Annotated in this window: 27 protein-coding genes; 23 read left to right on the top strand and 4 right to left on the bottom strand. The window is 60.9% G+C overall.

Annotation, left to right across the window (positions count from 1 at the left end; all coding sequences use genetic code 11):
* Nucleotides 1-134: 134 nt before the first annotated feature.
* On the top strand, nt 135-926 hold the full coding sequence (locus tag PSV38_RS07510) for a helix-turn-helix domain-containing protein (RefSeq protein ID WP_300546303.1): 792 nt from the start codon (nt 135-137) through the stop codon (nt 924-926).
* Here PSV38_RS07510 and PSV38_RS07505 read toward each other — a convergent pair.
* Both PSV38_RS07505 and PSV38_RS07500 read right to left on the bottom strand, forming a co-directional pair.
* Nucleotides 920-2,989 carry a PAS domain S-box protein gene (locus PSV38_RS07505; RefSeq protein ID WP_300546301.1) on the bottom strand — a complete coding sequence of 690 codons (2,070 nt, stop codon included), beginning with the start codon at nt 2,987-2,989 and terminating at the stop codon, nt 920-922. The genes PSV38_RS07510 and PSV38_RS07505 overlap by 7 nt on opposite strands.
* On the bottom strand, nt 2,986-3,720 hold the full coding sequence (locus PSV38_RS07500) for a response regulator transcription factor (RefSeq protein ID WP_300546300.1): 735 nt from the start codon (nt 3,718-3,720) through the stop codon (nt 2,986-2,988). The genes PSV38_RS07505 and PSV38_RS07500 overlap by 4 nt, the downstream gene beginning before the upstream one ends.
* 84 nt (nt 3,721-3,804) lie before the next feature.
* Between PSV38_RS07500 and PSV38_RS07495 the strand changes: the two genes are divergently transcribed.
* The 3 genes from PSV38_RS07495 to PSV38_RS07485 all read left to right on the top strand — a co-directional run bounded on the left by PSV38_RS07495 (nt 3,805) and on the right by PSV38_RS07485 (nt 5,523).
* Nucleotides 3,805-4,641 carry a universal stress protein gene (locus PSV38_RS07495; protein ID WP_300546299.1) on the top strand — a complete coding sequence of 279 codons (837 nt, stop codon included), beginning with the start codon at nt 3,805-3,807 and terminating at the stop codon, nt 4,639-4,641.
* Between the two features lie 17 nt (nt 4,642-4,658).
* A complete protein-coding gene (locus tag PSV38_RS07490) occupies nt 4,659-5,225 on the top strand; it encodes a hemerythrin domain-containing protein (protein ID WP_300546298.1) in 567 nt (188 codons plus the stop codon).
* A 73-nt stretch (nt 5,226-5,298) separates the two neighbouring features.
* Entirely contained in the window at nt 5,299-5,523 is a 225-nt protein-coding gene (locus PSV38_RS07485) for a hypothetical protein (protein WP_300546297.1), read from the top strand.
* 19 nt (nt 5,524-5,542) lie between these two features.
* On the opposite strand, the gene PSV38_RS07480 is transcribed toward PSV38_RS07485, so the two are convergent.
* Nucleotides 5,543-5,917, bottom strand: a complete 375-nt coding sequence (locus PSV38_RS07480; RefSeq protein WP_300546296.1) for a response regulator — start codon at nt 5,915-5,917, stop codon at nt 5,543-5,545.
* Nucleotides 5,918-6,109: 192 nt separating this feature from the next.
* Between PSV38_RS07480 and PSV38_RS07475 the strand changes: the two genes are divergently transcribed.
* On the top strand, nt 6,110-6,664 hold the full coding sequence (locus PSV38_RS07475) for an NAD(P)H-dependent oxidoreductase (RefSeq protein ID WP_300546294.1): 555 nt from the start codon (nt 6,110-6,112) through the stop codon (nt 6,662-6,664).
* Here PSV38_RS07475 and PSV38_RS07470 read toward each other — a convergent pair.
* A complete protein-coding gene (locus PSV38_RS07470) occupies nt 6,645-7,292 on the bottom strand; it encodes a DNA-3-methyladenine glycosylase I (RefSeq protein ID WP_300546292.1) in 648 nt (215 codons plus the stop codon). The genes PSV38_RS07475 and PSV38_RS07470 overlap by 20 nt on opposite strands.
* A gap of 111 nt (nt 7,293-7,403) precedes the next feature.
* Between PSV38_RS07470 and PSV38_RS07465 the strand changes: the two genes are divergently transcribed.
* The 18 genes from PSV38_RS07465 (at nt 7,404) to PSV38_RS07380 (ending at nt 23,387) form a co-directional block, all read left to right on the top strand.
* The gene (locus PSV38_RS07465) at nt 7,404-7,691 is read left to right on the top strand and encodes a hypothetical protein (protein WP_300546291.1); all 288 of its coding nucleotides are present in this window, start codon (nt 7,404-7,406) and stop codon (nt 7,689-7,691) included.
* A 204-nt stretch (nt 7,692-7,895) separates the two neighbouring features.
* On the top strand, nt 7,896-9,191 hold the full coding sequence (locus tag PSV38_RS07460) for a diguanylate cyclase (protein WP_300546289.1): 1,296 nt from the start codon (nt 7,896-7,898) through the stop codon (nt 9,189-9,191).
* Nucleotides 9,188-10,426 (top strand): GGDEF domain-containing protein, encoded by a 1,239-nt coding sequence (locus PSV38_RS07455; RefSeq protein ID WP_300546287.1) that lies wholly within the window; start codon nt 9,188-9,190, stop codon nt 10,424-10,426. The genes PSV38_RS07460 and PSV38_RS07455 overlap by 4 nt, the downstream gene beginning before the upstream one ends.
* A 115-nt stretch (nt 10,427-10,541) precedes the next feature.
* Nucleotides 10,542-11,069 carry a type II secretion system protein gene (locus tag PSV38_RS07450; protein WP_300546285.1) on the top strand — a complete coding sequence of 176 codons (528 nt, stop codon included), beginning with the start codon at nt 10,542-10,544 and terminating at the stop codon, nt 11,067-11,069.
* A gap of 241 nt (nt 11,070-11,310) precedes the next feature.
* Complete coding sequence (locus tag PSV38_RS07445) at nt 11,311-12,171, top strand: hypothetical protein (protein ID WP_300546284.1); 861 nt, start codon at nt 11,311-11,313, stop codon at nt 12,169-12,171.
* Nucleotides 12,168-12,773 (top strand): PilN domain-containing protein, encoded by a 606-nt coding sequence (locus PSV38_RS07440; protein WP_300546283.1) that lies wholly within the window; start codon nt 12,168-12,170, stop codon nt 12,771-12,773. The genes PSV38_RS07445 and PSV38_RS07440 overlap by 4 nt, the downstream gene beginning before the upstream one ends.
* Nucleotides 12,770-13,429 carry a hypothetical protein gene (locus PSV38_RS07435; RefSeq protein WP_300546282.1) on the top strand — a complete coding sequence of 220 codons (660 nt, stop codon included), beginning with the start codon at nt 12,770-12,772 and terminating at the stop codon, nt 13,427-13,429. Before PSV38_RS07440 ends, PSV38_RS07435 begins: the two co-directional genes overlap by 4 nt.
* Entirely contained in the window at nt 13,414-13,809 is a 396-nt protein-coding gene (locus PSV38_RS07430) for a hypothetical protein (RefSeq protein WP_300546281.1), read from the top strand. The genes PSV38_RS07435 and PSV38_RS07430 overlap by 16 nt, the downstream gene beginning before the upstream one ends.
* The gene (locus PSV38_RS07425; protein WP_300546279.1) at nt 13,809-15,539 is read left to right on the top strand and encodes a secretin N-terminal domain-containing protein; all 1,731 of its coding nucleotides are present in this window, start codon (nt 13,809-13,811) and stop codon (nt 15,537-15,539) included. The genes PSV38_RS07430 and PSV38_RS07425 overlap by 1 nt, the downstream gene beginning before the upstream one ends.
* Nucleotides 15,540-15,544: 5 nt before the next feature.
* The gene (locus tag PSV38_RS07420; RefSeq protein WP_300546278.1) at nt 15,545-16,420 is read left to right on the top strand and encodes an AAA family ATPase; all 876 of its coding nucleotides are present in this window, start codon (nt 15,545-15,547) and stop codon (nt 16,418-16,420) included.
* A complete protein-coding gene (locus PSV38_RS07415; protein WP_300546277.1) occupies nt 16,417-17,400 on the top strand; it encodes a tetratricopeptide repeat protein in 984 nt (327 codons plus the stop codon). Before PSV38_RS07420 ends, PSV38_RS07415 begins: the two co-directional genes overlap by 4 nt.
* Nucleotide 17,401: 1 nt before the next feature.
* A complete protein-coding gene (locus tag PSV38_RS07410; RefSeq protein ID WP_300546276.1) occupies nt 17,402-19,096 on the top strand; it encodes a GspE/PulE family protein in 1,695 nt (564 codons plus the stop codon).
* A 15-nt stretch (nt 19,097-19,111) separates the two neighbouring features.
* Nucleotides 19,112-20,335, top strand: coding sequence for a type II secretion system F family protein (locus PSV38_RS07405; RefSeq protein ID WP_300546275.1), 1,224 nt, complete (start codon nt 19,112-19,114; stop codon nt 20,333-20,335).
* Between the two features lie 83 nt (nt 20,336-20,418).
* Entirely contained in the window at nt 20,419-20,949 is a 531-nt protein-coding gene (locus PSV38_RS07400) for a type II secretion system protein (protein WP_300546274.1), read from the top strand.
* A gap of 17 nt (nt 20,950-20,966) precedes the next feature.
* Entirely contained in the window at nt 20,967-21,407 is a 441-nt protein-coding gene (locus tag PSV38_RS07395; protein WP_300546273.1) for a Tfp pilus assembly protein FimT/FimU, read from the top strand.
* 52 nt (nt 21,408-21,459) lie between these two features.
* Nucleotides 21,460-21,978, top strand: a complete 519-nt coding sequence (locus PSV38_RS07390; RefSeq protein WP_300546272.1) for a hypothetical protein — start codon at nt 21,460-21,462, stop codon at nt 21,976-21,978.
* Nucleotides 21,959-22,945, top strand: a complete 987-nt coding sequence (locus PSV38_RS07385; protein ID WP_300546271.1) for a prepilin-type N-terminal cleavage/methylation domain-containing protein — start codon at nt 21,959-21,961, stop codon at nt 22,943-22,945. Before PSV38_RS07390 ends, PSV38_RS07385 begins: the two co-directional genes overlap by 20 nt.
* The gene (locus tag PSV38_RS07380; protein WP_300546270.1) at nt 22,938-23,387 is read left to right on the top strand and encodes a hypothetical protein; all 450 of its coding nucleotides are present in this window, start codon (nt 22,938-22,940) and stop codon (nt 23,385-23,387) included. Before PSV38_RS07385 ends, PSV38_RS07380 begins: the two co-directional genes overlap by 8 nt.
* The last annotated feature ends 179 nt before the right edge of the window (nt 23,388-23,566 follow it).

Here is a 23,566-nt window from a genome sequence, read left to right as displayed (position 1 = left end):
CGCCAAGGGGCTGATACAGACCGTTTACGCAACGTTACGCAGCGAGACATGCCGTTGGCACGTCAGTGATCCGCCATTTTTAGACTGACAGCATTGACAGAAACCCACCAACGCCCAGTCCAGCGAAAGTCACAATGACCACCTCCACCCACACTTCCACCCAGCCCACTCACCTGCCCTTCGCCGTGCCCGTGATGGCAGATCTGGACTGGAGAAACACGGATACCTCAGGGGTCAGCGAACGGATTGCGAGCAGCTTGCGTTTGCTGCAACAGGCGGTGACCATTCAGCGGCGCTTGGTACATGCGGGTGACAAGATCTATGAGTCGGGTCAACCTTTCAAATACCTGTACGTGCTCAATTCGGGCATTTTCAAAACCATCAATGCGTCGCAAGACGGTCGGGAGCAGGTCGTCGGCTTGCACTTCAAGGGCGACTGGCTGGGCTTTGATGGCATTGCACGTGGCCGCTATGGCTGTGATGCTGTCGCGATGGACACGGCCGAAGTGTGGTGCGTGAGTTACGCGTCCTTGTGCCAGGCCGCCGCGACTCAACCCGCGTTGATGGCGCTGCTCCATGAAACCATGAGCCGTGAAATCACACGTGATCGGGACTCGCTGTTGTCGCTGTGCACCTTGTCCGCCGATGCGCGGGTGGCCGACTTCCTGCGGTATTGGGCCGAATCACTGGCCCAACGTGGCTTGCGCACCGACCAGATCACCCTGCGCATGACCCGCGCAGAAATTGGCAACTACCTGGGGATGACGCTTGAAACGGTCAGCCGAGCCTTGACCCGATTGGCCAGCAAGAGCCTGATCGGTTTCACCGCCAAGGGCCGACGCGACATCCTGATTCCCGACGTGACCCAACTGGTGGCCTTCATTGAAAGCAGCTTGCCTGCCGCCCGCATGGCCACGCTTCAATGAGGTGATGCCGAGGTGACGTTGGCGATGGCATTGGCCAGTTCATCTCGGCCGTAAGGCTTCTGGAGCAATTCCCAATGCTCGGGCGCGTCGCGGTTAGCGTCAAGCAGTTCAGATGAGAACCCCGACATCAGGATGATGGCCAAGGCGGGCCAGCGCGCTTGCGCTATCTTGGCCAACTCCATGCCGCGCATGCCTGGGCCCAAGGCGATGTCAGTCAGCAGCAGCTGAACATCCTCGCCAGCGTCAAAGCCAATCAAGGCCTCTTCAGCACTGGCGAAAGGCGTGACCCGGCAGCCCAGGGCTTCAAGAAACCGCTCAACCACCGCCCTGACCTCCGGGTCATCTTCGACCAACGCCACCCGAAGGCCCATCGGCACAGGGTGGGCGGATGGGGCTTGTGGCACCTCTGGCTCATCGTCTTGTGGTGGAGCGGGAATGTACAAGGTCAAAGTTGTGCCGACACCGATGGTGCTGTCGATCGCCACGGCGCCTCGCGACTGCCGGGCAAAACCATAAACGGTGCTCAAGCCCAGCCCCGTGCCTCGACCCGCCTCTTTGGTGGTGAAGAAGGGCTCGAACGCGCGCTTCTTGATCTCTTCAGACATGCCCGTGCCGGTGTCTGTCAGTGATATCTCAACAAAGGGAGTCGATGCCCCGTCCGAATCGGACACATCGGATTGAAGATCGGCTGGCAATGCATTGCAGACTTTGCAGGCGATGGTCAGGGTACCCCCATCCGGCATCGCATCGCGCGCGTTGATGGCCAAATTGAGCAGGGCTGCCTCGAGTTGGCCGGGGTCGGCCAGGCACGGGGGGCAGGCCCCATCCACGGCCAATTTGATCTGAATGCGTTGATCCAAGGTGCGGCGCAACATGTCGGCCAAAGAGTACAACTGGGCGACGACATCGACGCGCCCAGGCTGCAGAACCTGCCGACGAGAAAATGCCAGGAGTTTGCTGGTCAGCTCGGCGCTGCGTTTTCCAGCCCGCAACGCCGCACCCAGCAATTGTTGGGCATGGGGATCGGCGGTGATGCTCGGCAATTCTTCCAGCACCTGGAGATTGCCCTGAATGACGGTCAACAGGTTGTTGAAGTCGTGCGCGATGCCGCCGGTGAGTTGGCCGACGCTTTCCAGGCGCTGGGAATGCCTCAGTGCTTCTTCCGTTTGCGAGCGTTGCAAGGTGCTGGCCAGCAGATTGCCAACCGATTCCAGAAACCGGGTTTCATCCTCACCGAAACGGTCCGCCTGAGTGGACCTGACAACCAGCACCCCCACGGTCCGGCCTCGGTCAGACAGCGGCACGGCCAAGCCGCTGATGAGGCCAACGTCCAGGTAGCTGCGCAACACACCAAAGCGTTGCTCGGTGCGGCCATCCTTGACCAGCAGCGGGGCATTGTTGGCCAGCACATAGCCCGGCATCCTGTCCGGCGTGCTGGGCAATCGAGCTCCCAGGTGCTCTTCGGCCACCAACCCCACCCCGCTGACCACGAAGAACTGCAAGCGGCTGGGGTCCAGCAAGTAAACCGCGCTGGACTCGACATGCAAGGCCTCGGTGGCCATCTTGGGCACCTCTTGCAGAAGCTCTTGGGGATCGCGCATGTCCACCGCCAGCCGCCCCAAACGGGCGACATAGTCGCTGTACCGAGCGCGCTGCAGAGCCTGCTTGACCCGCGGATAGGCCCCGATGCCCCGGATGGCCGTCACCACATAGGGAAAGCCGAGGTCTTTGAGTGGGCTGAGCGCAATTTCGACCATCACCTCCGTGCCGTCTTTGCGCTTGGCCACCAGGTCCATCTGTGTTCCCATGGGGCGAGCATGAGGATTGCGGCCGTAAGCTTTGCGGTAGTTGGCATGCCGAGGGCGAATGGCATCGGGCACCAGGGCCTCCACCGCAAGCCCCACCAACTCGTCACGTTGGTAGCCCAGCAGTTCGGTGGCCGAAGGATTGGCCATCACGATCATTCCGCCCTCGTCTACCAACAGAAGGGCATCGGGATAAGCCTTGAAGATGGACTGAAACACCGAAACCTGGTCCAGTCCTGGAGGCAATTGATGGTTCATGATGCTGCGCTGACAAGCGGCACGAAAACGTACCCTGCCCCACGCACCGACTTGATGATCTTGGGATCCTGGGAGTCTTCTTCCAGCTTTTTGCGAAGGCGTCCCACTTGGACATCGATCGTTCGGTCGAAGGGCCCCGCCTCACGCCCTCGGGTGTGTTCCAACAAGAAGTCGCGGGACAACACGCGTCCTGGATGCTGCAGGAACACTGCGAGCAAATCAAACTCGCCACTGGTCAGTGGCACTTCGTCACCTTGGGGTGCCAGCAGGCGACGGGCCCCTTGATCGAAGGTCCAATTCAAGAACCGCCATGCGTCATGAACCTGCTGTGTGTTCTGCAGGGTCGGCTCGTTGTCGGGCGGAGTGATTCTGCGCAGAACCGCTTTGGTTCGGGCCAGCAATTCGCGCAGGTCAAAGGGCTTGGTGACGTAGTCGTCGGCGCCCAGTTCAAGACCGACCACTTTGTCCACAGGGTCGCCGCGACCGGTCACGATCAAGAGGCCGCAGCGCCACTTTTCGCGAAGCTGTCGGGCGATGCTCAAGCCGTCCTCGCCTGGCAATCCCAAGTCCAACAGCACCACTTGAGGTGCATCCAGCGCCATCAGCGCCATCAAGGCCACCCCGGAGTGAAGAACGCTGACGCGGAAGCCATGACCGGAGAGGTAGTTGCCCAGCAACTGGGTGATCTCGGGTTCATCATCGACAACGGCAATGTGGACTGGGCTAGACACGTTGATTTCTTGATCTGGCGCAAAGGGATTCAAGGGACGTCGTCTATTTTCTAACATCTGACGGCAGCTTGGATGGAGATGATTATGAACCCATTGCGCCATGTGCTTGTCCATGTTGATGGCTCTGAGCTTGCCCTTGAGCGCCTGAAATTTGCCCAGCCTCTGGCGGCGTCTTTTTCAGCCCGAATCACGGCCCTTTACGCTGTGACGCCTTGGCTGGTGCTGCACCCCGCTCACCACGTGGGCGACCAAGCCGCCTTCGCAACGCTGTCCAGACTGGACACCGAACGGCGTGCCAAGGCCCATGCCGTATTTCAATCGGCGACCGAAGGCTTGCCCAACGTGAGTTGGGATGAAGTCCGAACCCAATCGCCGTACGATTTTGCCCAGCATGCGCTTTACGCCGATCTGCTGGTGCTGGGCCAGCCGACGCATGCGCCTCACACCAACTGCGGAGTTCCTGACGATTTCGTGCCCTCGGTCCTTGAGCACAGCGGCAAACCTGCGTTGATCGTGCCCGCGAATGACCAGGTTTTCGGACGGGCCGTCAAGACTGTTCTAATCGCCTGGAATGGCAGTCGGGAGTCTGCGAGGGCATTGGATGCTGCATGGCCATTCCTGGCCAAGGCGCAGGACGTGCATGTGGCGATCTTGGGTGATCCCATCGATGACGATCCTGCGAGCCGCGCCCACTTGGAGCGCTATCTAGGCTTGCACGACATCAAACCGATCTGGCACGTGAGGCGCCCCGAATCCTTCCACGGCGTGGGCACGGCGCTGCTGTCTCTGGCCGAGGATGTCCAGGCGGGCTTGCTGGTGATGGGCTGCTATGGGCACAGCCGAGCCAGGGAGTGGGTGCTGGGCGGAGCCACCAGGACCATCTTGCAGGGCATGTCATTGCCGGTGCTGATGGCTCATTGAAAAAAATCGAGGACGCCATGACGAACTCACCTGATCGGCTCTTGTCCCATGCCCAAGCGGCCTTCTATGCCCCTGCGCCATTTGACGTCCTGGACAAATGTCATCAGGAAATCCTGACCATGTTGGATGACCTGCACACCTTGATTGAGCATGTGGCAACGGACGGTGTCGATGCCTCGGCCAGGGAGCTCTCGCGGAGCATTCATTTGTTTTTCACCACCACGGGACTGCCCCACCATTTGGATGAAGAGCAGCATGTGTTTCCAATCCTGCTGAAGAGTGGCGACCCTGAGATGACCTGCATGATCGAGCATCTTCGGCATGACCATGTGGAGATCGAAGCGCAATGGTTGAGTCTGGTGCCCCACCTGGACATGATTGCCCGGGGCTACAGCCACCCGCATATCGGAGAGCTTCGGGCCTTGGCCCAAAGATTCAACTTGCTTTGCCGACATCACATGGAGGAGGAAGAGCGTTTGATCTACCCCCGAGCTAAAGCGAGTCAGTCTCTGCAAGACCTTGATGCCATGCGCCGGGAAATGGCCGAACGCCGCGATAAGCCATTGCATCCCGATGAGGAATAGGCGCCCTGAAGTCCGGAGATTCCCCTCAAATCGAATGTTCTGAATTCGATTTCGCTGAAAAAATCAGCGGGACATGCAATACCTCAAACGGTTGACCCGCCTCTTTTCTCCACGCCCGGCTTGCTCTGCGGAAATGCAGCGGGCTCAGGCGTTGATCAAGGCCATTGACGACGGGGGTGTGCCGCTCAACCCAGTCAAGGTCAACGACATTGCGCGCCAGCTCGGATTGGAAGTCTCCAGCAGAGCGCCCATGGATCAAACGATTCAACGCATCCGCGAGGCTCTGGCGCGCATGTAAGAGGGCCCGGCATCACCGCTCAGGATGACGCGGGCACCAGTTTGCTGACGATGGTGATCAAGCGAGAAAAATCCACGGGTTTGGAAATGTATTCATTGCAACCCGCCGCCAAGGCCCGTTCGCGGTCGCCTGGCATGGCGTGAGCGGTGACAGCGACCACCGGGATGCTGCAAGTGGCTTCAATGCCTTTGAGTTGGCGGGTGGCCGTCAGGCCATCCATGCCTGGCAGGTGACAGTCCATCAACACCAAAGCGGGGTGGCCGTCGCGGACCATGGTCAGCGCTTCTTCCGCCGTGGTGGCTTCGACAACGGCATACCCCTGCTGCTCCAACACCAATCGCAATAACTCGCGATTCAAGGCATTGTCGTCCACGACCAAAACCGTCTGTCCCATGGGAACCTCTTACAACTGGACAGGCATGTTGAGCCCACCAGAACGGCCCTTCTGAAGGTGCACTTAAAAATTCCTGAAAGCGCGTGCGTTGGCAGACCGAAAAACCTGCTGGGTGACGGGGTTCACCACGAGTTCGTGCAGCTTGCTTGCAATGACGCTTTAATCAAAGCCGAATCCAGCAAAGGAGCTTTCATGAGTCAAATCAAAATCGCGGTCGTGGTGGGCAGTCTGCGCAAGGAGTCGTTCAACCACCAACTGGCCATCGCGTTGGCCAAACTGGCCCCGGCGGACTTTGACTTCGAGCATGTCCGAATCGACGATCTACCCTTGTACAACCAGGATGACGATGCCAACCCGGCGGAATCCGTCCAACGGTTGAAGGCAGAGGTCAAGTCTGCCCAAGGCTTGCTGTTCGTGACCCCGGAGTACAACCGCTCCTTTCCGGGCGTTTTGAAAAACGCCATCGACCATGCCTCGCGGCCCTATGGGCAAAGCGTGTGGGCAGGCAAGCCAGCGGGAGTGATCGGTGTTTCCGTGGGCGCCATTGGCACGTCCCTCGCCCAGCAACATCTGCGCAATGTTCTGGCCTACCTGGATGTACCCACCTTGGGCCAACCCGAAGCGTTTGTTCAAGCCAAAGAAGGCCTGTTTGGCCCCGATGGCAGCATTGCCAACGAAGGCAGCAGAAAGTTTTTGCAGGGCTGGGTGGACCGCTACGTGGCCTGGGTCAGGAAGCTGGCCGTTTGATGGGTTTCAAGGCGGCTCGCGCGGCCGATGCCGCCTCTCGCACGCCGCAGCCTTCGATGTGGTCATTGACCATGCCCATGGCTTGCATGAAGGCGTACATGGTGGTGGGGCCTACGAAGGTCCAGCCGCGCTTTTTCAGGTCTTTGGACAAGGCGGTGGCTTCTGGTGCGATGGGCATGGCCTTGAACGCCTCAAAGGTCAGAACCTTGGGTCGCGCCTGTGGTGCTGGTTCAAAGCCCCAGACATAGGCTGCCAGCGAACCGAACTCATCGCGCAACTCAATCGCCCGCCGCGCGTTGTTGATGGTCGAGACGATCTTGCCGCGGTGCCGCACGATGCCGGCATCCAAGACCAGGCGCTCGATGTCGCTGTCGCCAAATCTGGCCACCTGGTCCACATCGAAATGGGCGAAGGCTTGCCGAAAGGCCTCCCGTTTGTTGAGGATGGTGAGCCAACTCAATCCAGCCTGAAAGCCTTCCAGGCACAGCTTCTCGAACAGCTGCCGGTCATCGGTTTCCGCAAAGCCCCATTCTTGATCGTGGTACCTATGGTAGGCCGGTGTGGCCTGACACCAGGCACAGCGCAGAAGGCCTGGCGAGTCGGAGAAGAGGCCTTGGGGCGTGGTCATGGTGAGGAGATGTTTTGCAAAGGCCTTGAGGTTAACCCGAGGGAACTGGCCTTTCAAAGGCGCTTTTATCCTGTGTTCAGGTGTAACTGATCTGAGTACGCTAGGTCCCATATGAAAACGCCACCACCATCCTATCCAGTCGAACGCTCCGCACAGCCGGCTCCTGGCTTTGTGCAGTGGGATGACACGCCTTCCTTGGCCGACTCCTTGTCGTGGCGCTTGCAACGGGCTGGTGACGGCAATGGCCCCGTGGTCAATTTCGCCGACACCATGCCGGCCGCCTTGCTGCCTGTTCAGCCCCCGACGCCGTTCAGCGAGCCGGTAGATGGCCTGTCGGTGCGGGAGATCACCGACGACGATTTGTTTGTGCATCTCTTTGGAAAAACGGACGTGGAATAGGTTCCTGAAGGTCACCAGTTGATGCAATTTGCGGCAAAATCACACGTGAATTCGTCCCTGTATCCCGAGCTTCGAGGGGCAGAATCTAACCTCAGACCATGGTGATTGATTGATGATGGCGGGCCCAGACACCACCTCAGCTATTCGTGATCATGTTGTTGTATGTTTGACGGTTTTAAGCAGCAAACGCCTGGATCTGCCTCGGTGTCTATCAGCCCTACCGCACGCGACTTCGTCCCCACGACAGGCTTTGGGGCGATTGACCTTGCGCCGGTTGACTATGGTCCGGTCTCCGCTGACTCCGCTGAGCACATCGACCAGTTGCTGGCCAGCGGGTTCCCCACGCTTCGTTTTCCGGCTGAGCTTGAACGGCGCTTTCAGCACGATACCGCCGCCGACCGTCTGAGGGTCATCGTCATCACCGCGGCACTGGTCGTCATTTTGTTCAATGGCTACCTGCTGACTGACGTGTTGATGATCCCCGATGTCTTTGCAGAGGCGGTGGCGCTGCGCACGGGTTTGTTCACGCCGGTGTGCCTGATCGGCCTGTACGTGTTGATCAAAACCCCCCACCCCTTTTTCCGAGAAATCCTGGTGTTGCTGGCCGGCATGCTGGCCACAGTCATTGTTCTGTACCTGCCCAGCATCAGCCAGGATCCCTTGGCTGGCCCCTATCTGGTGGGTTTGGCCATGGTGGTGATGTTCAGCCATTCCGTGGCGCAAATGCGTTTCTGGATGGCCATGGCCCTGGACATTTTCATCGCCATGGGCACGGTGGTGGCCCTGCATTTCATCCCGCCCGCGCCCATCGAAGTCATGATCCCCTCGGCGCTGGTCCTGATCTCGACCGTGACCTTCACCCTGTTCGGCTGTTACAGCCTGGAGCGCGACGAGCGCCAGAACTGGCTGCTGCGGATCCGCGAAACCAATCTGCTGGAGGCTCTGAAAACCGCCAACGAACGCCTGGACAAAATCTCCCGCGCGGACCTGCTCACCCAGGTGGCCAACCGCCGACATTTCGACGAGTTCCTGACGAGAGTCTGGGAGCGTGCCGAGTTGGACGGCAGCGAGGTCTCTTTGATCATGATCGATGTGGATCACTTCAAGGCCTACAACGACCACTATGGCCATCCCGCTGGCGACGAATGCTTGCGCCAGATGGCCGGCACCCTCAAACGTCGGCTGCGACGTCCGGGCGACCTGGTGGCCCGGTTTGGTGGCGAAGAATTCATTGCCGTGCTGACCGGCACGACCTTGCCCATTGCCTTGCAGGCGGCCGACCGCATCAAGGTGGCCATCGAGCGACTTCGCATGCCTCACGTGGGGTCGCCAACCAGTTCGTTCGTGACGGTCAGCGTGGGCGTGGCGGCCATGCGCCCCATCGACCGGGGCGCCAGTCAGAAAGCCCTGTTGATCAAGGCCGACGAGGCACTTTACCGAGCCAAGAACAGCGGGCGCAATCGCGTCTGGCCCGACCCTGACGCCGAGAACGCCGCATGAGCGCGGCTCACCCAGCATCGCTTGAGGCTGACAAGCTGCGCATGAGTCAGTTGCAAGATTTGCTGACTCTGGGCTTCCGGTGGATGAAGTTTCCGGCTGGGCTAGAGCATCAATTCCTCAGCCAGGATCCTCAGCAGCGTTTGCGGCATTTCATCATCAGCGGCTTGATTTCGCTGTTGGTGTACGACGGTTTCCTGGTCGCGGACTACCTGCTGATTCCCGACGTGTTTTCGATCGCGGTCCGGCTGCGACTGCTGATTTTCACGCCCATTGCCTTGGTCGCCTTGGTGGTGCTCTGGGTGGGCCGAGACAAGCCTTTGATGCAGCACCCGGTGTTGCTTGATTCTGCGGTGCTGGTCAGCGGCTTGTTCGCGGCGGCCACCCTGGCCTACGCCCTGTCGATCACCCACAGTCCTTTGAGCGACTTCTACCACGCGGGCTTTGCCGTGGTGGTGATGTACGGCAACCTGGTTCAGCGTCTGCGTTTTTGGTCTGCGCTGGGCTTTTCGCTGGCCGTGCTGGCCATCCAGGTCGTGGGAGTGGTGGTGCTGCCCAACTTCAACCCACGGCTGGTGTTGCCCATCTGCTCACTGACCGCGGCCACGGTGGCCTTCTCGCTGTGCGCCAATTACGTCATGGAGCGCGACAAGCGCCGACGCTACCTGCTCAGCGAACGCGAGCGAGCGCTGGTCAAAGACCTTCGCGAGGTGAACCTGAAGCTGCAGGAACTGTCGCGGGTGGATGTGTTGACCGCGCTGTTCAACCGTCGGCATTTTCAGGAATACCTCCAAGACCTGTGGCAACGTGCCAAACATGGTGGCACGGAAGTGGTCATCATCATGATGGATGTGGATCATTTCAAGCCTTATAACGATCACCACGGCCATCCTGCGGGAGACGAGTGCCTGCGTCAGGTGGCCAGCGTGATGCACAACAGCCTTCGCCAGCCCGGTGACATGGTGGCGCGCTATGGCGGTGAGGAGTTCATTGCTGTGCTGCCCAACACCTCTTTGGCGCTGGCCATGCAGGCGGCCGAGAGGCTTCGCAAGGCTGTGCAAGACATGGCAATGCCGCACGAAACATCGCCCACCTTGCCTGTGGTCACGGTCAGCCTGGGCGTGGCTTGCTGCAATGCGGCCACGCCGGGCGCCACGCCCGATGGCTTGATCTCCAAGGCCGATCGCGCGCTGTACGAAGCCAAGCACCAGGGCCGCAACCGGGTGTGCTCCCTTTAACCCCGACTTTGTTCGTGTGAAATGCCCTGAATGGGCCTCAAGCCACCACCAAATCAGCCGAAAACGGAACCATGAGACCGCCCCAGGTCGAGTTCTACCCGTTGAAGGAATGATCGTGACGCGCACTACCCATCAGAACAAAAAGCAAACCGGGCTCACCATTCTGGAAGTGGCGGTGGTGATCGCCGTTCTGGGCCTTGTCTCGGGCATGGCGCTGCCAAAGATCAACAGTTACCAGTCCAGCCATCGAATCTCCAAGCTCATGGATGTCCGGGGATCGGTGGCGGCGGCAGCAGCCATGACGCACAGTTTGGCGGTGGCTCAGAGCAAACTGGGGACCAAGCAAGCCTGCACGGCCAATGGCAAGCTTGCCGCTTTGTCCAAGGAAGGCCATGGCACTTTGTGCACGGAGTTGCACACCTTGGTGGCATTTGCCCACGCCTATCCGGCGGCATCGTCCGAAGGCATTGTGGCGGCCGCCGAGATCGACCTCCGTGAGAATGAAGTGCTGGTGGTCGGCAACTCGGTCACGATTCGATTGGCTGACAGCCCCTCTCCGGAATCCTGTCAATTCACGTACACAGCCGCGACAGCCACGCACAGCATTCCTGTCTTGAGCGCGGCCAATACATCCGGTTGCTGAACCGGCGCTTGTGACGGCAGGCACGCGGGGCGCAACAAGTGTGCGCTATTTAACGGTTTCAGTTGACCTCGTTTTATCGGTCTTTTTGTGCCTATTGAAAAAGGGAGTCTGACTAGAGTCGTGGACATACCAATATGCGGCTCAGTTCAACATGCCACTACCTACCTGGCTTCCCTCAGGACGTGCCAAACCCACTAATGCGGGCTGGACAGGCGTTCACATTGGGCGCGATCAGATCCTCGTGGCATGCGCTCGCCAGGCACCTGGCGGCAAACCGGGCATTCACAAACTGCAACGCTTTGCTGGTCCGGATCGGATCGAAGCACTGCTTGACTGGCAGAAGACAAGCGCCCCAAAAGGCAATCAGACCAATCTGCTGCTTGAGCCCAGCGATTACCAGATCCTTCAGATCGACGCCCCGCCTGTCGAGCCATCCGAGCTCCAGGATGCCGTGCGCTGGCTGTTGAAAGACCTCATCGATTTTCCTCCCCACGATGCAGCGCTGGATTGCATGACGGTGCCAGGAGAGCAAACCGGGAACTCTCCCAGCCGCGTGCTGTCAGTTGTGACGCGCAAGTCGGTGGTGGGCGCGTGGATGCTGCATTGGCACAAAGCCAAGCTGGCCTTGTCCAGCATCGACATCGCCGAAATGGCTTTGCGAAACATCGCCGTGCTGGCCTCGGGCGAGCAGGCCGTGGCATTTCTGCATGTGGGCTGGGATACCACCAGCCTCATCATCGTCTGGCAGCAAAGCCTTTGCACATTTCGACAACTGAACATCGGCGGTGGCCAATTGCTGGCCATGGATGACCTGGAGCGCGCGACCCTGTTCGAGCGCTTTGCGTTGGAGATTCAGCGGACCACCGATGCCTTTGGCCGCCAGTTTTCCGCGGCCGACCTGACGCTCGTGTGGTTGTCCTCGGTGGTGGACGCGCCCGGTGTGGCCAGGGACCTTAGCGCCCAGATCGACCTGCGCGTGCAGCCCTTTCTGCTGGACGACTGGTTGAGCTTGGAGGATCCGCCGCGCGAAGAGGATGTTGAGCAGCGATTGGACTACACGCTGGCCATCGGCGCCGCACTGCGCATGGAGACCACGCCATGAAGCAGCAGATCAATCTGATCGATTCAACGCTGCTGCCCAAGGTGGAGCACCTGCCTGCCAGGGCGGTCGCCATGTTCACGGCCGTGGCCATGGCGGCATTGGGTGCGCACTATGGATACGAACGCTTCCTGCTGAACAGGACCATTGCGCTGGCCAAGGTGAGCGACGAACGCGTTGCCGCGCTCAATCCCTCTGAGGATGTCGACGTGGCGGGGCCCTTGTCAGCCCGCCAGCGAGCCCTGGCACGCGATGAGGCCTTGCGCGATGGCCTGGCAAGACTCAACGACTTGCCGGTTGGCAATTCACTGATGCTGAGCAGCCTGATTGCCGCGTTGCCGGGCAGCTTGTGGCTCAAGGAGATCGAATTTGCGGGAAAAGGTGGCGTCCGCATTGTGGGTGGGGCCACCGATCCAACGGCCTTGGCCGAGTACTCGGCCCGGCTGGCCAAGGTGCCCGCCTTGCGGGGCGTGCCGGTGAACGTCGTGACGCTGGAGCCGCTGGCCAGTGAAAGACACGAAGAGGACAGCATTGCGCAGGTGCCGCAACAGCCACTGCAATACCATTTTGTAGTGGCCACCACGGCCAAGGTGGCTGCACCATGAGCAGCGCCATTGCCAAATGCTTGAGTCTGGTGGAGCGCTTGAGCGAGCGAGACCGCATGGCAGTGCTTGCCGCCGTGGTCGCCTCGATCCTGGGACTGGACATGCTGATCGTTTCGCCGATGAACGCGCAGCGAAAGGCCCTGGTCGAAAGCATGGCCGCCACGGCACAGGGTGAGCAGCAAGTTCAGTTGGACGCCCAGCAACAGCAGGCCAATCTGGCTTTGGAGCTTGATCAACGCAAGGTCAAAGTCGACAAGGATCTGACCGCGTTCGGGCTGAACAACACTTTGAAAGATTCGCTGAGCTTCCTGTTGGCGCGAACGCTGCGCACAAAGTTCGCCACCATTGAAAGCCTGCGCGCCTTGAATGTGGACGAGCTGGTCATCGATGCACCCACGAACGAAGCGACGGATGCCGTGGCCGAAGCCGCCGGCTCAGCTGCTGAAGACAAGCACCCCACGCTTTACCGACACCGCTATGAGCTGAAGCTGCAGACGGAATTGAAAAGAATGGCGCCCACGCTGGATGCCTTGGAGAACGACAGCCGGCCGATGCGGGTGGAAAGCGTTCACATGCTGGCGCTGCCCTCCGGGGCCATTGAAGTAACGGTTGTGCTGGTCACGATTGGGTTGGAGAAAACATGGCTCGCGCTCTGATCATGGCCAAGCTGGTCTGCCTGGCCATGCTGTCAACCACCAGCTCAGCATGGGCACTGGGCCCTTCTGCGCCCTTCTTGCCCCCTGCCATGGCGGCCTCGGGCACGGGCACGGGCGCTCCCTTGGTGACTGAGGGGGTGGCGTTTGGCGTTGGCGGGCTGACCGGCATCAAGCGAGGGCGCAGTCCCAGCGCCTTGATCGATGGCCGCTGGGTCACCCAAGGTGACATGGTCCGCGATGGGGTGGTGCTGGTGGCCATAGAGCGCCACGCAGTGCAGCTCAAGCACGCCGATGGCACCGTCGAGCGATTGGTCCTTTCTCCTGGGGTCGAGATGACACGCTCGCCCAGAAATACTCCTACTTCCACGAGGATGCCATGATGCACCTTCAACGTCTGGCGACCCTGTTGGGTTGCTGCGCTGGCTTGTCAGCCTGTCAACTTGGCCCGGCACCGGGGCGCACGCTGTCGGCCATTGACAAGGAGTTGCAACCCGGGTCGGCACCTCGGCCGGTGGCGAAAGCACCCGAGCAGGTCTTGCAAGCCTTGATGCCCCCCGTGAGCCGAATCAAGCCCCTGCCCTTGGCTGCACCCGAGTACCGCTTTGATCTGTCGGTGACCAACGCGTCGCCCGCGCAGGTCTATCAGGCCATTGCATCGGGCTCTCGCTACAACATCCTGCTGGCCAGCAGCTTGCCTGGCACGGTGACGGTCAGTCTGAAGGAAGTGACGGTCAAGGAAGCCCTGGAGGTGCTGCGGGAGCTGTATGGCTACGAGTACCGCATTGAAGGGAATCGGGTGATGGTTCAGGCCGCGGCGCTCAGCAGCCGCATCTTCCAGGTCAGCTACCCCGCCGCTCGGCGTGTGGGGCACAGCGATACACGTGTCACGTCCGGCTCCATCACTTCCACCCTCAATGGCGGGGCTTCGGCAGGTGGTGCCAGTGCTGGCGGTGGCACGAGTGCACAGGAAGGCAGCCAGGTGACCACCACCACCGACGCTGACTTCTGGCGCGAGCTGGACACGTCGCTCAAGGCCCTCGTCGGCACAGAGGGCGGCCGCCAGGTGGTGCTCTCGCAGCAAACCGGCGTGGTCGTCGTGCGGGCTTTTCCCAAAGACCTGGCCGAAGTCGAAAAATTCCTGAGGGCCTCCAAGCTTTCGGTAGAACGCCAAGTGATGCTGGAAGCCAAAATTGTGGAGGTGACCCTCAAGGATGGCTTCGAATCGGGCATCAATTGGGCGGGGCTCAATGGCGGCAATCATCGCTTCTCCGTGGGGGCTGACGCGGGCCGCATCAATATTCCAGGCAGCATCGGGCAGCGGTATGGGTTCGAGCAAGGCTCGATCGCCACGACGGTGACTGATGAAACCATCACCATGTCCACACTGGGCCAGGTACTGGCCAGCCCGGGCGCCGCCAATGGCGCGGGTCTGCTGGGCATGGCCTTCACCACCAATGGCTTCGTGGGGCTGCTGTCTTTCCTGGAAACCCAGGGCACGGTGCAGGTGCTGTCGTCACCGCGCGTGGCCGCCGTCAACAACCAGAAGGCTTTGCTGCGAGTGGGCACGGATGATTTCTTCATCACCAACGTGTCAACCACCATCACATCAAGCGCCTCTGGCAACATCACGACACCTTCGATCACGGTGCAACCCTTCTTCTCAGGCATCTCGCTGGATGTGACACCACAGATCGACGAGGACGGCATGGTCACCTTGCACATCCGGCCTTCGGTCAGCAATGTGTCCGAGCGGACCAAGGTGGTGAACCTGGGCACCTTGGGCAGTTTCTCGCTGCCTCTGGCCTCCAGCAACATCAACGAAACCGACACGGTTGTGCGAATGCAGGACGGCGTGATCGTGGCCATTGGTGGCTTGATGCAGCAGACACAGACCTCTGACGACAGCAAGGTGCCTGGCGCCGGCGACGTGCCCTTGGTTGGCAATTTATTCTCCCGCAAGAACCGCCGCCTTGAAAAGCGTGAACTGGTGTTCCTGCTCAAGCCAACCATCATCAAAGGTGAAGCCCAATGGGCGCAAGAGCTGGCCAATACCCAGCATCGCCTCAGTGAGTACAGCCAGGCCGGCAAGCCTGTCAAGGCCGTGGAGTAATCACCATGTACCTGCCACACTTCGGCCTCAGAGAAATGCCATTCTCACTGACGCCCGATGTTGACTTCACTTACCTGGCCGAGCCCTATCAGGCGGCTTTGAATGTGCTGCTGCTGGCTTTGGACAGTGGCGAAGGCTTCATCAAAATCACGGGCGAAGTGGGCACGGGCAAAACCCTGCTGTGCCGGACGCTGCTTCAGCGCTTGCCGCGCAACACGGTGTCCGCCTATGTGCCAAACCCGCGCCTGAGCCCTCAGGAAATGCTGCGCGCCTTGAGCAGTGACCTGGCCATGCGCCCGGGCCGCCAGCGTGACGAGCACGATTTGTACAGTGCGGTCGAGACCCAGTTGCTGGCCCTGGCCAAGCGCAACAAGCGGGTGGTTCTGTGCATTGACGAGGCCCAGGCGCTGCCGCCTGAGACGCTTGAATCTCTGCGCCTGCTGTCCAACATCGAGACCGGCAAGCAAAAGCTCATCCAGATTGTGCTGTTTGGTCAACCTGAGTTTGACGACATGCTGGGCCAGCCATCTTTGCGCTCGCTGGCCAGCCGCATGAGTTTCTCGGCACGCTTGTCCTCTCTGAGTTTGGCCGATTTCGAATCTTATGTGCGACACCGCATGACGGTGGCCGGTTGGCGTGGCCCGGACGTGTACTCGCCCGCTGCACGCTACATCTTGTGGATGGGAAGCGCCGGCGTGCCGCGCCGTGCCAATGCGCTGGCTCACAAGTGCTTGATGCTGGCGTTCGGCCAGGGCGGTCATCGCGTCAGCGCGAAGATGGCCTGGGCCGCACTGCGAGATGACAAGAGCTTGCTGAGAACGGTCCGCCCCATCCTGGCTGCAAGCCTGGGCCTTCGTTTCAGCGCTCGGGTGTCAACATGAGCGTGATCAATCGAATGCTGCAAGATTTGCAAGCCCGGCAATCGGGCTTGCCCCACAGCCCCGGCCTGGTCATGGCGGCGGTACCACGGCCCAAATCCATGCGCCGTCTTGGCGGCCTGGTGCTGGCAGGTGGCTCGTTGATGGCCATCGCCATTCACGCACCCTGGCCTGTGGCAGGCCAAGCCTTCGCGTCGCTGCCGCCAAGGCCGCTGGTCATCAGCGATGCCGCACCTGCGACCGTCCTGGTGGCCAGCACCGCGATTGCATCGTCCCAAGCCAAGGGCAAGGCCAAAGTGTTGGTTCATCCGCCCCCGGCACAAAAGCCTGAGCAGCGACCAACCGGGGACAAGGTGCTCACGCCGGAGCCCGCTACCAACACCAACACCGCCGCCGTTGACAAGCAGGTGATCGACGAGACACCCCGGCAACGGGCACAGATGCTGTACAGAGAGGCGGCAGATTTATCCGCTGCCGGACATACCAGTCAAGCCATTGACCGGGCGCTGGAATCTGTCACGGTGGATCCACTGGACGCCGATGCACGGCAGTTCGCGGTCTCGCTGCTGCACGAACAGCAACGTTTGACTGAAGCCGAGGCCCTTGCACGCCAAGGCCTGGCGATGAATCCACAGCAAGGGCGCCTGGCCTACCTGCTGGCCCGCATGCTCAGCGACCGCGGCCAACACGAATCGGCCTTGGCGCTGCTGGATCAGCAGGCAAAACTTGGCGCGGACGGGCATGGTCTGCGGGGCGGGATCTTGTCCCGATCAGGCGACTTCAAGCGCGCGTCACTGGACTACCAGAGTGCCGTGGCTCAACAGCCCGACAACAGCCTGTGGTGGCTCGGATTGGGTGTGGCCCTGGAGGCCCAGGGCCAGCCGCAGGATGCGCGTCGCGTGTATGCCAAGGCCCAGTCCCTGGGCATGGACCGCGCAGACATGGCGGCCTTCATCGATGAAAAAATCCGGACCTTGAACTGACATGATCCCTTCACCAAAATTCCGGCTTGGCGAGGCGCTGGTCCAACGCGGCCTGATCACCAATGAGCAGCTGGGCGCGGCCCTGGCGCACCAGAAGCTCTCAGGCCGTCGGCTTGGCCGGGCCTTGATGGACCTCAAGCTGGTCACAGACGAGGCCATTGGCATCGTCATCAGCGAACAGATGCGCATTCCCTTCGTCAACCTGCTGGAAAGGGACCTTGACGAAGCCTTGGTTCGGCGCTTGCCAGAAGCCCAGGCACGACGCCTTCGGGCGATCGTGTTGGCCGAGCAGGATCTGGGGCTGCAGGTTGGCCTGGTCGATCCCACCGACATGTTGGCCTACGACCAGGTGTGCCGGGCACTGAACACGGCGGTCTATCCGGTCGTGGTGACCGAGGATGCTTTGCTGGCGAGCATTGAGCGTGTCTATCAGCGCCACGAAGAGATCACGGGCCTGGCCAAAGAGGTGGCGGCTGACATGGCCAGCGCCGGCATTGGCCTGACCACGGTTGACGTGGCCGCCACGGCTGAAGATGCCCCCATCGTGCGCCTGCTGCAATCGGTGTTTGACGCGGCCATGTCCCTGGACGTGTCCGACATCCACATCGAGCCTCAAGAGGGCCAGCTCGTGATCCGCTTCCGCATCGATGGTTCGATGCAGGTGCAAAGCACCTCCAGCTCGAAGATCACTTCGGCGGTGGTGCAGCGGCTCAAGCTCATGGCCAGCCTGGACATCTCCGAGCGGCGCCTGCCGCAGGACGGCCGCTTCCAGATGAAGGTCAGCAACGCCACGGTGGACGTGCGCATTTCGACCATGCCCACACAGTATGGCGAATCGGTGGTCATGCGCCTGCTGCCACAAAACACCGATCGCATCCGCCTGGACGCCATCGGCATGCCCGCCCCCATCCTGAAGCGCTTGCGTGCCGCGATGGCCTCGGCCTCAGGCATGGTGCTGGTGACGGGGCCCACCGGCAGCGGCAAGACCACCACGCTCTACGCTGCCATGGCCGAGATCAACTCGGTGTCGCGCAAGATCATCACGGTTGAAGACCCCATTGAATACCGCCTGCCCGGCTTGAACCAGGTGCAGGTCAACGAGAAAGTTGGCTTGAGCTTTGCCAAGGTACTGCGCGCCTGCTTGCGCCAGGATCCCGACGTCATCCTGGTTGGCGAAATGCGTGACCAGGAAACCGCCGAGATCGGACTGCGCGCGGCGTTGACCGGGCACATGGTGCTGTCCACGCTGCACACCATGGATGCGGCGGGCACCCCGATGCGTCTGCGCGACATGGGGCTGGCACCGTACATGGTGGCTTTGGGTTTGCGCGTGGTGATTGCACAGCGACTCGTGCGCACGATCTGCCAAAGCTGCAAACGCCCCCACGAACCTGCTGCGCATGAAAGCGCTTGGCTGAAGCTGGATGATGCAGACGCCAATAGGGGGCCATTCTTCCAAGGCGTGGGTTGTGGCCAATGCAACAACAGCGGCTACAAAGGCCGGTCCGGGGTTTACGAGCTGATGGAGATGACGCCCGAGCTGGTCCGCCTGGCGAACAGCGATGACCCTGCCGGCTTTGCCATCGAAGCGCAGAAAACCTTTGCCGATTTCACCTTGCGCCGGCATGCCCTGCAACTGGCCCACGACGGTGTCACCACCATCGCCGAGGCCATGCAAGCCAGCAACCAGTTCTGACACTGAGGCCGCACCGTGCCCAGGTTCACCTACACCGGCCGCGACAAGGATCGCCAGGCGATCAATGGCGTGATGGATGCCGCCTCACCCTTGTTGGTGGCCGAATCACTGGCCAACATGGGTGTCACGCCCGTGAACATCGACCTGAAGGTCGAGGTTGCAACAGCGCAGGACACCTTCTCCAGGCTGTTCGGCAAACGCAGCATCAACCATCAGCAACTTCAGTTGCTCACACGCCAGCTGTACACCTTGACCAAGGCTGGCGTTCCATTGCTGCAAGCCTTGAAGGGCTTGAGAGACTCATCAGCCGAAGACGGCTTGCGCGAGATCTACCAGCAGTTGATGGGCTCTCTGGACGAAGGCTATGACCTGTCTCAGGCCATGGGCCGGCGCAGCGATGTCTTCGACACCTTCTACGTGTCCATGGTGCGCGTGGGCGAGTCCACCGGCCGGTTGACGGAGGTGTTCCTCAATTTGAGCGATCACCTGGAATTTCAGAGGTACATGAAGCAGCAGGTGGATTCTGCGGTGCGCTACCCGAAGTTCGTGATTGCCGCCATGGTGATCGCGCTGGCCGTGATCACGGTGTTCGTGATCCCCTCGTTCTCGAAAGTCTTTGCCAGCATGAAGACCGAGTTGCCCTTGATGACACGCATCCTGCTGGGCAGTTCAGAGTTTGTGGTCAGTTGGTGGCCGGCCATGGTCATGGCGGTGATGGGCCTGATCTTCGCCGCCAAGCTGCATGTGGCAACGCCGGGCGGACGACTGCAGTGGGACCGCGTCAAACTCAAATTGCCGGTGGCTGGCAAGGTGATGCACAAAGGCGTGCTGGCCCGAGTCAGCCGCAGCCTGGCCCTGGTGCTGCAAAGCGGGATCCCCGTCGTGCAGGGCCTTGTCCTGACCACGGAGGTGGTCGACAACGCTTACATCGCACAGGCCTTGGTGAACTTGCGCACTTCGGTCGAACGAGGCGAGAGCGTGCTGATGGCCAGTAACCGGGCCGGTATCTTCACGCCCTTGGTCCTGCAAATGATCATGGTCGGCGAAGAGACAGGTCGGCTTGACGAGATGCTCGGCGAGATCGGGCAGATGTACCAGCGCGAAGTGGAGTACGAGTTGAAAACCATGTCGCAACAGATTGAGCCCATCTTGATCATGGTGCTGGGCGCCATGGTGCTGGTGCTGGCCCTGGGCGTTTTCATGCCCATGTGGGATTTAGGGCGCGCAGCGCTCAAGTAGTCAGAAATTCGGTCGAAATGAATCGCACTGTGAGAAATTTATCCCGCTCATGTCAATGATTCTTGCCAGAAAGTCAATAAATCATGAATAACCACCCCTACCCCCGGCAATCACAAACTGGCTTCACGATGGTCGAACTCATCGTCGTGATTGTGATCCTCGGCATTTTGTCGGCCGTGGCTTTGCCCAAATTCACCAACATGCAGGGCGATGCCCGGGCGGCCAAGCTCAATGCCGCTCGCGGTGCCGCCGCCGCCGCCATTGCCATGGTTCATGGCTCTGCCATGGCCCGCCAGGGTGTGGTGCCAGGTGTGTGCCTGGCCACAGGCAGCACGCCCACCACCATCAGCGCCACCACGGGCAATGGCAGTTTGTGCACGGAAGAACCCGTTCTCATCAACGTGACGCGCCTGTATCCAGCGTCCAACGCCAACGGCATCATCGCCGCGTCCGGCATCGTGCCCACTGAAGGCTACACCATCGTGAACGGCAACCCGATCACCGTTCGAGTCACGGGTGCAACGGCTCCCGCAACCTGCCAGTTCACCTACACGGCACCTACCGCCTTGGGCGTGGCACCTGTTCTGAGCACGCCAATCGTCACCGGCTGCTGATTGACATCAGGCAGCACATGCGCGGTTACACCATGGTCGAGCTGATCGTCGTGATGGCGATCCTGGGCATCCTGGCGGGGATCTCGCTGCCGGTTTTCAACTCACGCACACCCGTCAATCAACGGGGTGTGCGTGACCAGGTGGGTGCCATGCTGGAGTACTGCCGCAAGTTGTCGGTCGTTCAGCAGCGCAGCGTTTGTGTCCTGGTCACGCCCACCACGGTGCAGGCCCTCTACACGGTCGCGAACGCTTGCTCGGCGGCCAACCCCGTGGATGAACCTGGCAACGCCGGAACACCATTCACGCTGCGCATACCGGCAGACGTGACGATGGGCGGGGCGGCACTGGTTCAGTTTGCACAAGATGGTCGGCTGACCTCGAACGTGCCATTGACCATCACGATGGGCCCCCACAGTGTGGCGGTCACCCATGAAACCAGCCACATCACTTACCAATAGGCGCGCACCGTTGCCGAGGCGGTCGCGGGGTTTCACCCTGATCGATGTCCTGGTGCTGATCACCCTGCTGGGCATCGTCGCCGGTTCGATGACGGTGATCTTCATGCGCATGGCCAGCCAGTCCGCCGAGGTGATGCGCACCCGTCAGGCCATCACGGTGGCCCAGGCCTTGCTCAACGAAATACGCCTGATGCCCTTCACCACCTGTGACCTGCGGGCTGCCGGGTGCAGCGCCACGCCGGAGGTCATGGGCCCAGAGCCCGGCGAGGTCCGCTATCACACGGCCACCACCACACTGGACACCCGGTTTGACAACCCTAATGACTACAACGGCCTGGTACAGCCAGGCCCAGGCTGCGCCGGGATCTGCGACATCAAAGGCAATGTGCTCAATCCAGCCAGCAGCACGTTGCGGGGCTGCACTTCCGTGACGGCTGTGACACCACAAGCCATGGCGAGTGGCCTGCCCAGCATGGAGGCGGTGCTCATTTCAGTCACCGTGACCTGCCCCGGCACCGCGCCTTTGACGCTTCAGGCTATTCGGACTCGGCATGCGCCCACCATCTTCTAACGCGGCTTGGCACCATTCAGCCAGGGGCTTCACCCTGGTCGAGATGGTCATTGCGCTGACCTTGCTCAGCCTTCTGGCCACGGTGGCCATCCCGATGTTGCGCATGCCCATGACGGCCTACATGGAGGCCTCGGCGCGGGCCCGGGTCACCACCAACCTGGACTGGGTGCAAAGCAAACTCACGGCCGATTTTTCCACGGCTTTGCCCAACAGTGTGCGGGTGCGCAATGTGGGCAACCGCTACTTCATCGAGTTTTTGCAGGTGCATGCCCAGGGCCGCTACCTGGCGGGGAATCCGTTGGTGGGCGTGCCCGCGTGCCCGACAACACCCAGTTGCACGGCCACCCCGGACGAACTGGCATTCGGCGCATCGGCCGCCTGCACAGACACCTGTTTCATGTCTTTGGGAGACGTGACCCCAGTGGGCAATGCCGCAGTGGTGAATGGCAGCGACTTTGTCGTGGTCTCGCCCACTAACACAACGGGGTTGACAGGTGATCCTTATGCCAATGCAGCGTTGCCAGCCGTGCAAAGCATCAAGTCGCGACTGGTGAGCCTGGCCGCCTGGAACGCCACACGCCGTGGCCGGCAAATCACCATGGCCCCCAACACGTTTCCCGACATCCCTGCTCCAGGTGAGTCACCTCGGATCAAGCGCTTTTACATGATCGCATCGTCGCCCGTGACTTACGCCTGCGACATCACGTCTGGAACGCTCACACGCTACTCGGGCTACAACATCCTGCCGGTACAACCCGTTGCCTTTGGCGGCGGCGTCCAGGCGGTGTCGCTGGCCACCAACATCGCGTGCAACATCACGTCGGTGGCCTCCACGCTTGAGCCCGCAGGCATGCGTGGGCGCGGTGGGCTGGTCACCATCAAGATGACCCTGTCGGCGCCTGTTCCCGCGGGCGGGATCCCGGAGCAGGCGGAGCTGATCTTCTCGGTGGGGGCCAACGATGGCTGACCAAAGGCAAGGTGGATTTTCCAGCGTGCTGGTGATTGCGGCCGTGGTGCTGATGTCAAGCCTCATGGTGTTTGGCATCACGGTGCTCACCTCGGTGCAAAGTGGCTATACCCAGGAGTTGAGCAGCACGCGGGCCAACCAGGCCGCCCTGGCCGGACTGGATTGGGCTCGCTATCAGATCGCACGGCCAGCCGTCCCCCTTTGCCCGGCATCCCAGAACGTGGCCATGCCCGGCACTTTAGCGCCTTACACCGTCACGGTGCGCTGCACGGACAACAGCCCTGCCGCCGGGTACACCGAAGGCGCGGCCACCGTCAGGGTCTATCTGCTGGAAGCCACTGCCTGCACCTTGCCGGGCGGGGCGGTCAGTTGCACGCCACTGACCACCTCCAATGGCGCAGATTTCGTTAAAAAGACCCTCGCGACCTGGGTCCAACGTTGACATTCACCTTCATGGCAAGTCACACTGTGCCCATGAACTTGTCGATGACCGCCCTCGCCCTGCTATCGCTAGCCACCTTGGCTGGCGTGGGTGCGCGTGCATGTGTTGAGTTTGGTTGACCCTTCAGCCACACCAACCTCCGACACCCCTCCAGCCAGCTTTCGAGCTGGCTTTTTCAT

Origin of the sequence: Aquabacterium sp., assembly GCF_029946005.1 — a bacterium.
In the GTDB taxonomy this organism is placed as follows: Bacteria; Pseudomonadota; Gammaproteobacteria; order Burkholderiales; family Burkholderiaceae_C; genus Aquabacterium.
This window is presented reverse-complemented; position numbering and strand designations above follow the sequence as displayed.

What these genes read in the sequence shown, in the direction of transcription:
- PSV38_RS07385 (WP_300546271.1), top strand. Translation starts at nt 21,959, where the DNA reads ATGCGCCCACCATCTTCTAACGCGGCTTGGCACCATTCAGCCAGGGGC.
- PSV38_RS07455 (WP_300546287.1), top strand. Translation starts at nt 9,188, where the DNA reads ATGAGCGCGGCTCACCCAGCATCGCTTGAGGCTGACAAGCTGCGCATG.
- PSV38_RS07430 (WP_300546281.1), top strand. Translation starts at nt 13,414, where the DNA reads ATGGCTCGCGCTCTGATCATGGCCAAGCTGGTCTGCCTGGCCATGCTG.
- PSV38_RS07495 (WP_300546299.1), top strand. Translation starts at nt 3,805, where the DNA reads ATGAACCCATTGCGCCATGTGCTTGTCCATGTTGATGGCTCTGAGCTT.
- PSV38_RS07400 (WP_300546274.1), top strand. Translation starts at nt 20,419, where the DNA reads ATGAATAACCACCCCTACCCCCGGCAATCACAAACTGGCTTCACGATG.
- PSV38_RS07435 (WP_300546282.1), top strand. Translation starts at nt 12,770, where the DNA reads ATGAGCAGCGCCATTGCCAAATGCTTGAGTCTGGTGGAGCGCTTGAGC.
- PSV38_RS07440 (WP_300546283.1), top strand. Translation starts at nt 12,168, where the DNA reads ATGAAGCAGCAGATCAATCTGATCGATTCAACGCTGCTGCCCAAGGTG.
- PSV38_RS07395 (WP_300546273.1), top strand. Translation starts at nt 20,967, where the DNA reads ATGCGCGGTTACACCATGGTCGAGCTGATCGTCGTGATGGCGATCCTG.
- PSV38_RS07415 (WP_300546277.1), top strand. Translation starts at nt 16,417, where the DNA reads ATGAGCGTGATCAATCGAATGCTGCAAGATTTGCAAGCCCGGCAATCG.
- PSV38_RS07425 (WP_300546279.1), top strand. Translation starts at nt 13,809, where the DNA reads ATGCACCTTCAACGTCTGGCGACCCTGTTGGGTTGCTGCGCTGGCTTG.
- PSV38_RS07420 (WP_300546278.1), top strand. Translation starts at nt 15,545, where the DNA reads ATGTACCTGCCACACTTCGGCCTCAGAGAAATGCCATTCTCACTGACG.
- PSV38_RS07505 (WP_300546301.1), bottom strand. Translation starts at nt 2,989, where the DNA reads ATGAACCATCAATTGCCTCCAGGACTGGACCAGGTTTCGGTGTTTCAG.
- PSV38_RS07410 (WP_300546276.1), top strand. Translation starts at nt 17,402, where the DNA reads ATGATCCCTTCACCAAAATTCCGGCTTGGCGAGGCGCTGGTCCAACGC.
- PSV38_RS07485 (WP_300546297.1), top strand. Translation starts at nt 5,299, where the DNA reads ATGCAATACCTCAAACGGTTGACCCGCCTCTTTTCTCCACGCCCGGCT.
- PSV38_RS07470 (WP_300546292.1), bottom strand. Translation starts at nt 7,292, where the DNA reads ATGACCACGCCCCAAGGCCTCTTCTCCGACTCGCCAGGCCTTCTGCGC.
- PSV38_RS07465 (WP_300546291.1), top strand. Translation starts at nt 7,404, where the DNA reads ATGAAAACGCCACCACCATCCTATCCAGTCGAACGCTCCGCACAGCCG.
- PSV38_RS07510 (WP_300546303.1), top strand. Translation starts at nt 135, where the DNA reads ATGACCACCTCCACCCACACTTCCACCCAGCCCACTCACCTGCCCTTC.
- PSV38_RS07380 (WP_300546270.1), top strand. Translation starts at nt 22,938, where the DNA reads ATGGCTGACCAAAGGCAAGGTGGATTTTCCAGCGTGCTGGTGATTGCG.
- PSV38_RS07490 (WP_300546298.1), top strand. Translation starts at nt 4,659, where the DNA reads ATGACGAACTCACCTGATCGGCTCTTGTCCCATGCCCAAGCGGCCTTC.
- PSV38_RS07480 (WP_300546296.1), bottom strand. Translation starts at nt 5,917, where the DNA reads ATGGGACAGACGGTTTTGGTCGTGGACGACAATGCCTTGAATCGCGAG.
- PSV38_RS07475 (WP_300546294.1), top strand. Translation starts at nt 6,110, where the DNA reads ATGAGTCAAATCAAAATCGCGGTCGTGGTGGGCAGTCTGCGCAAGGAG.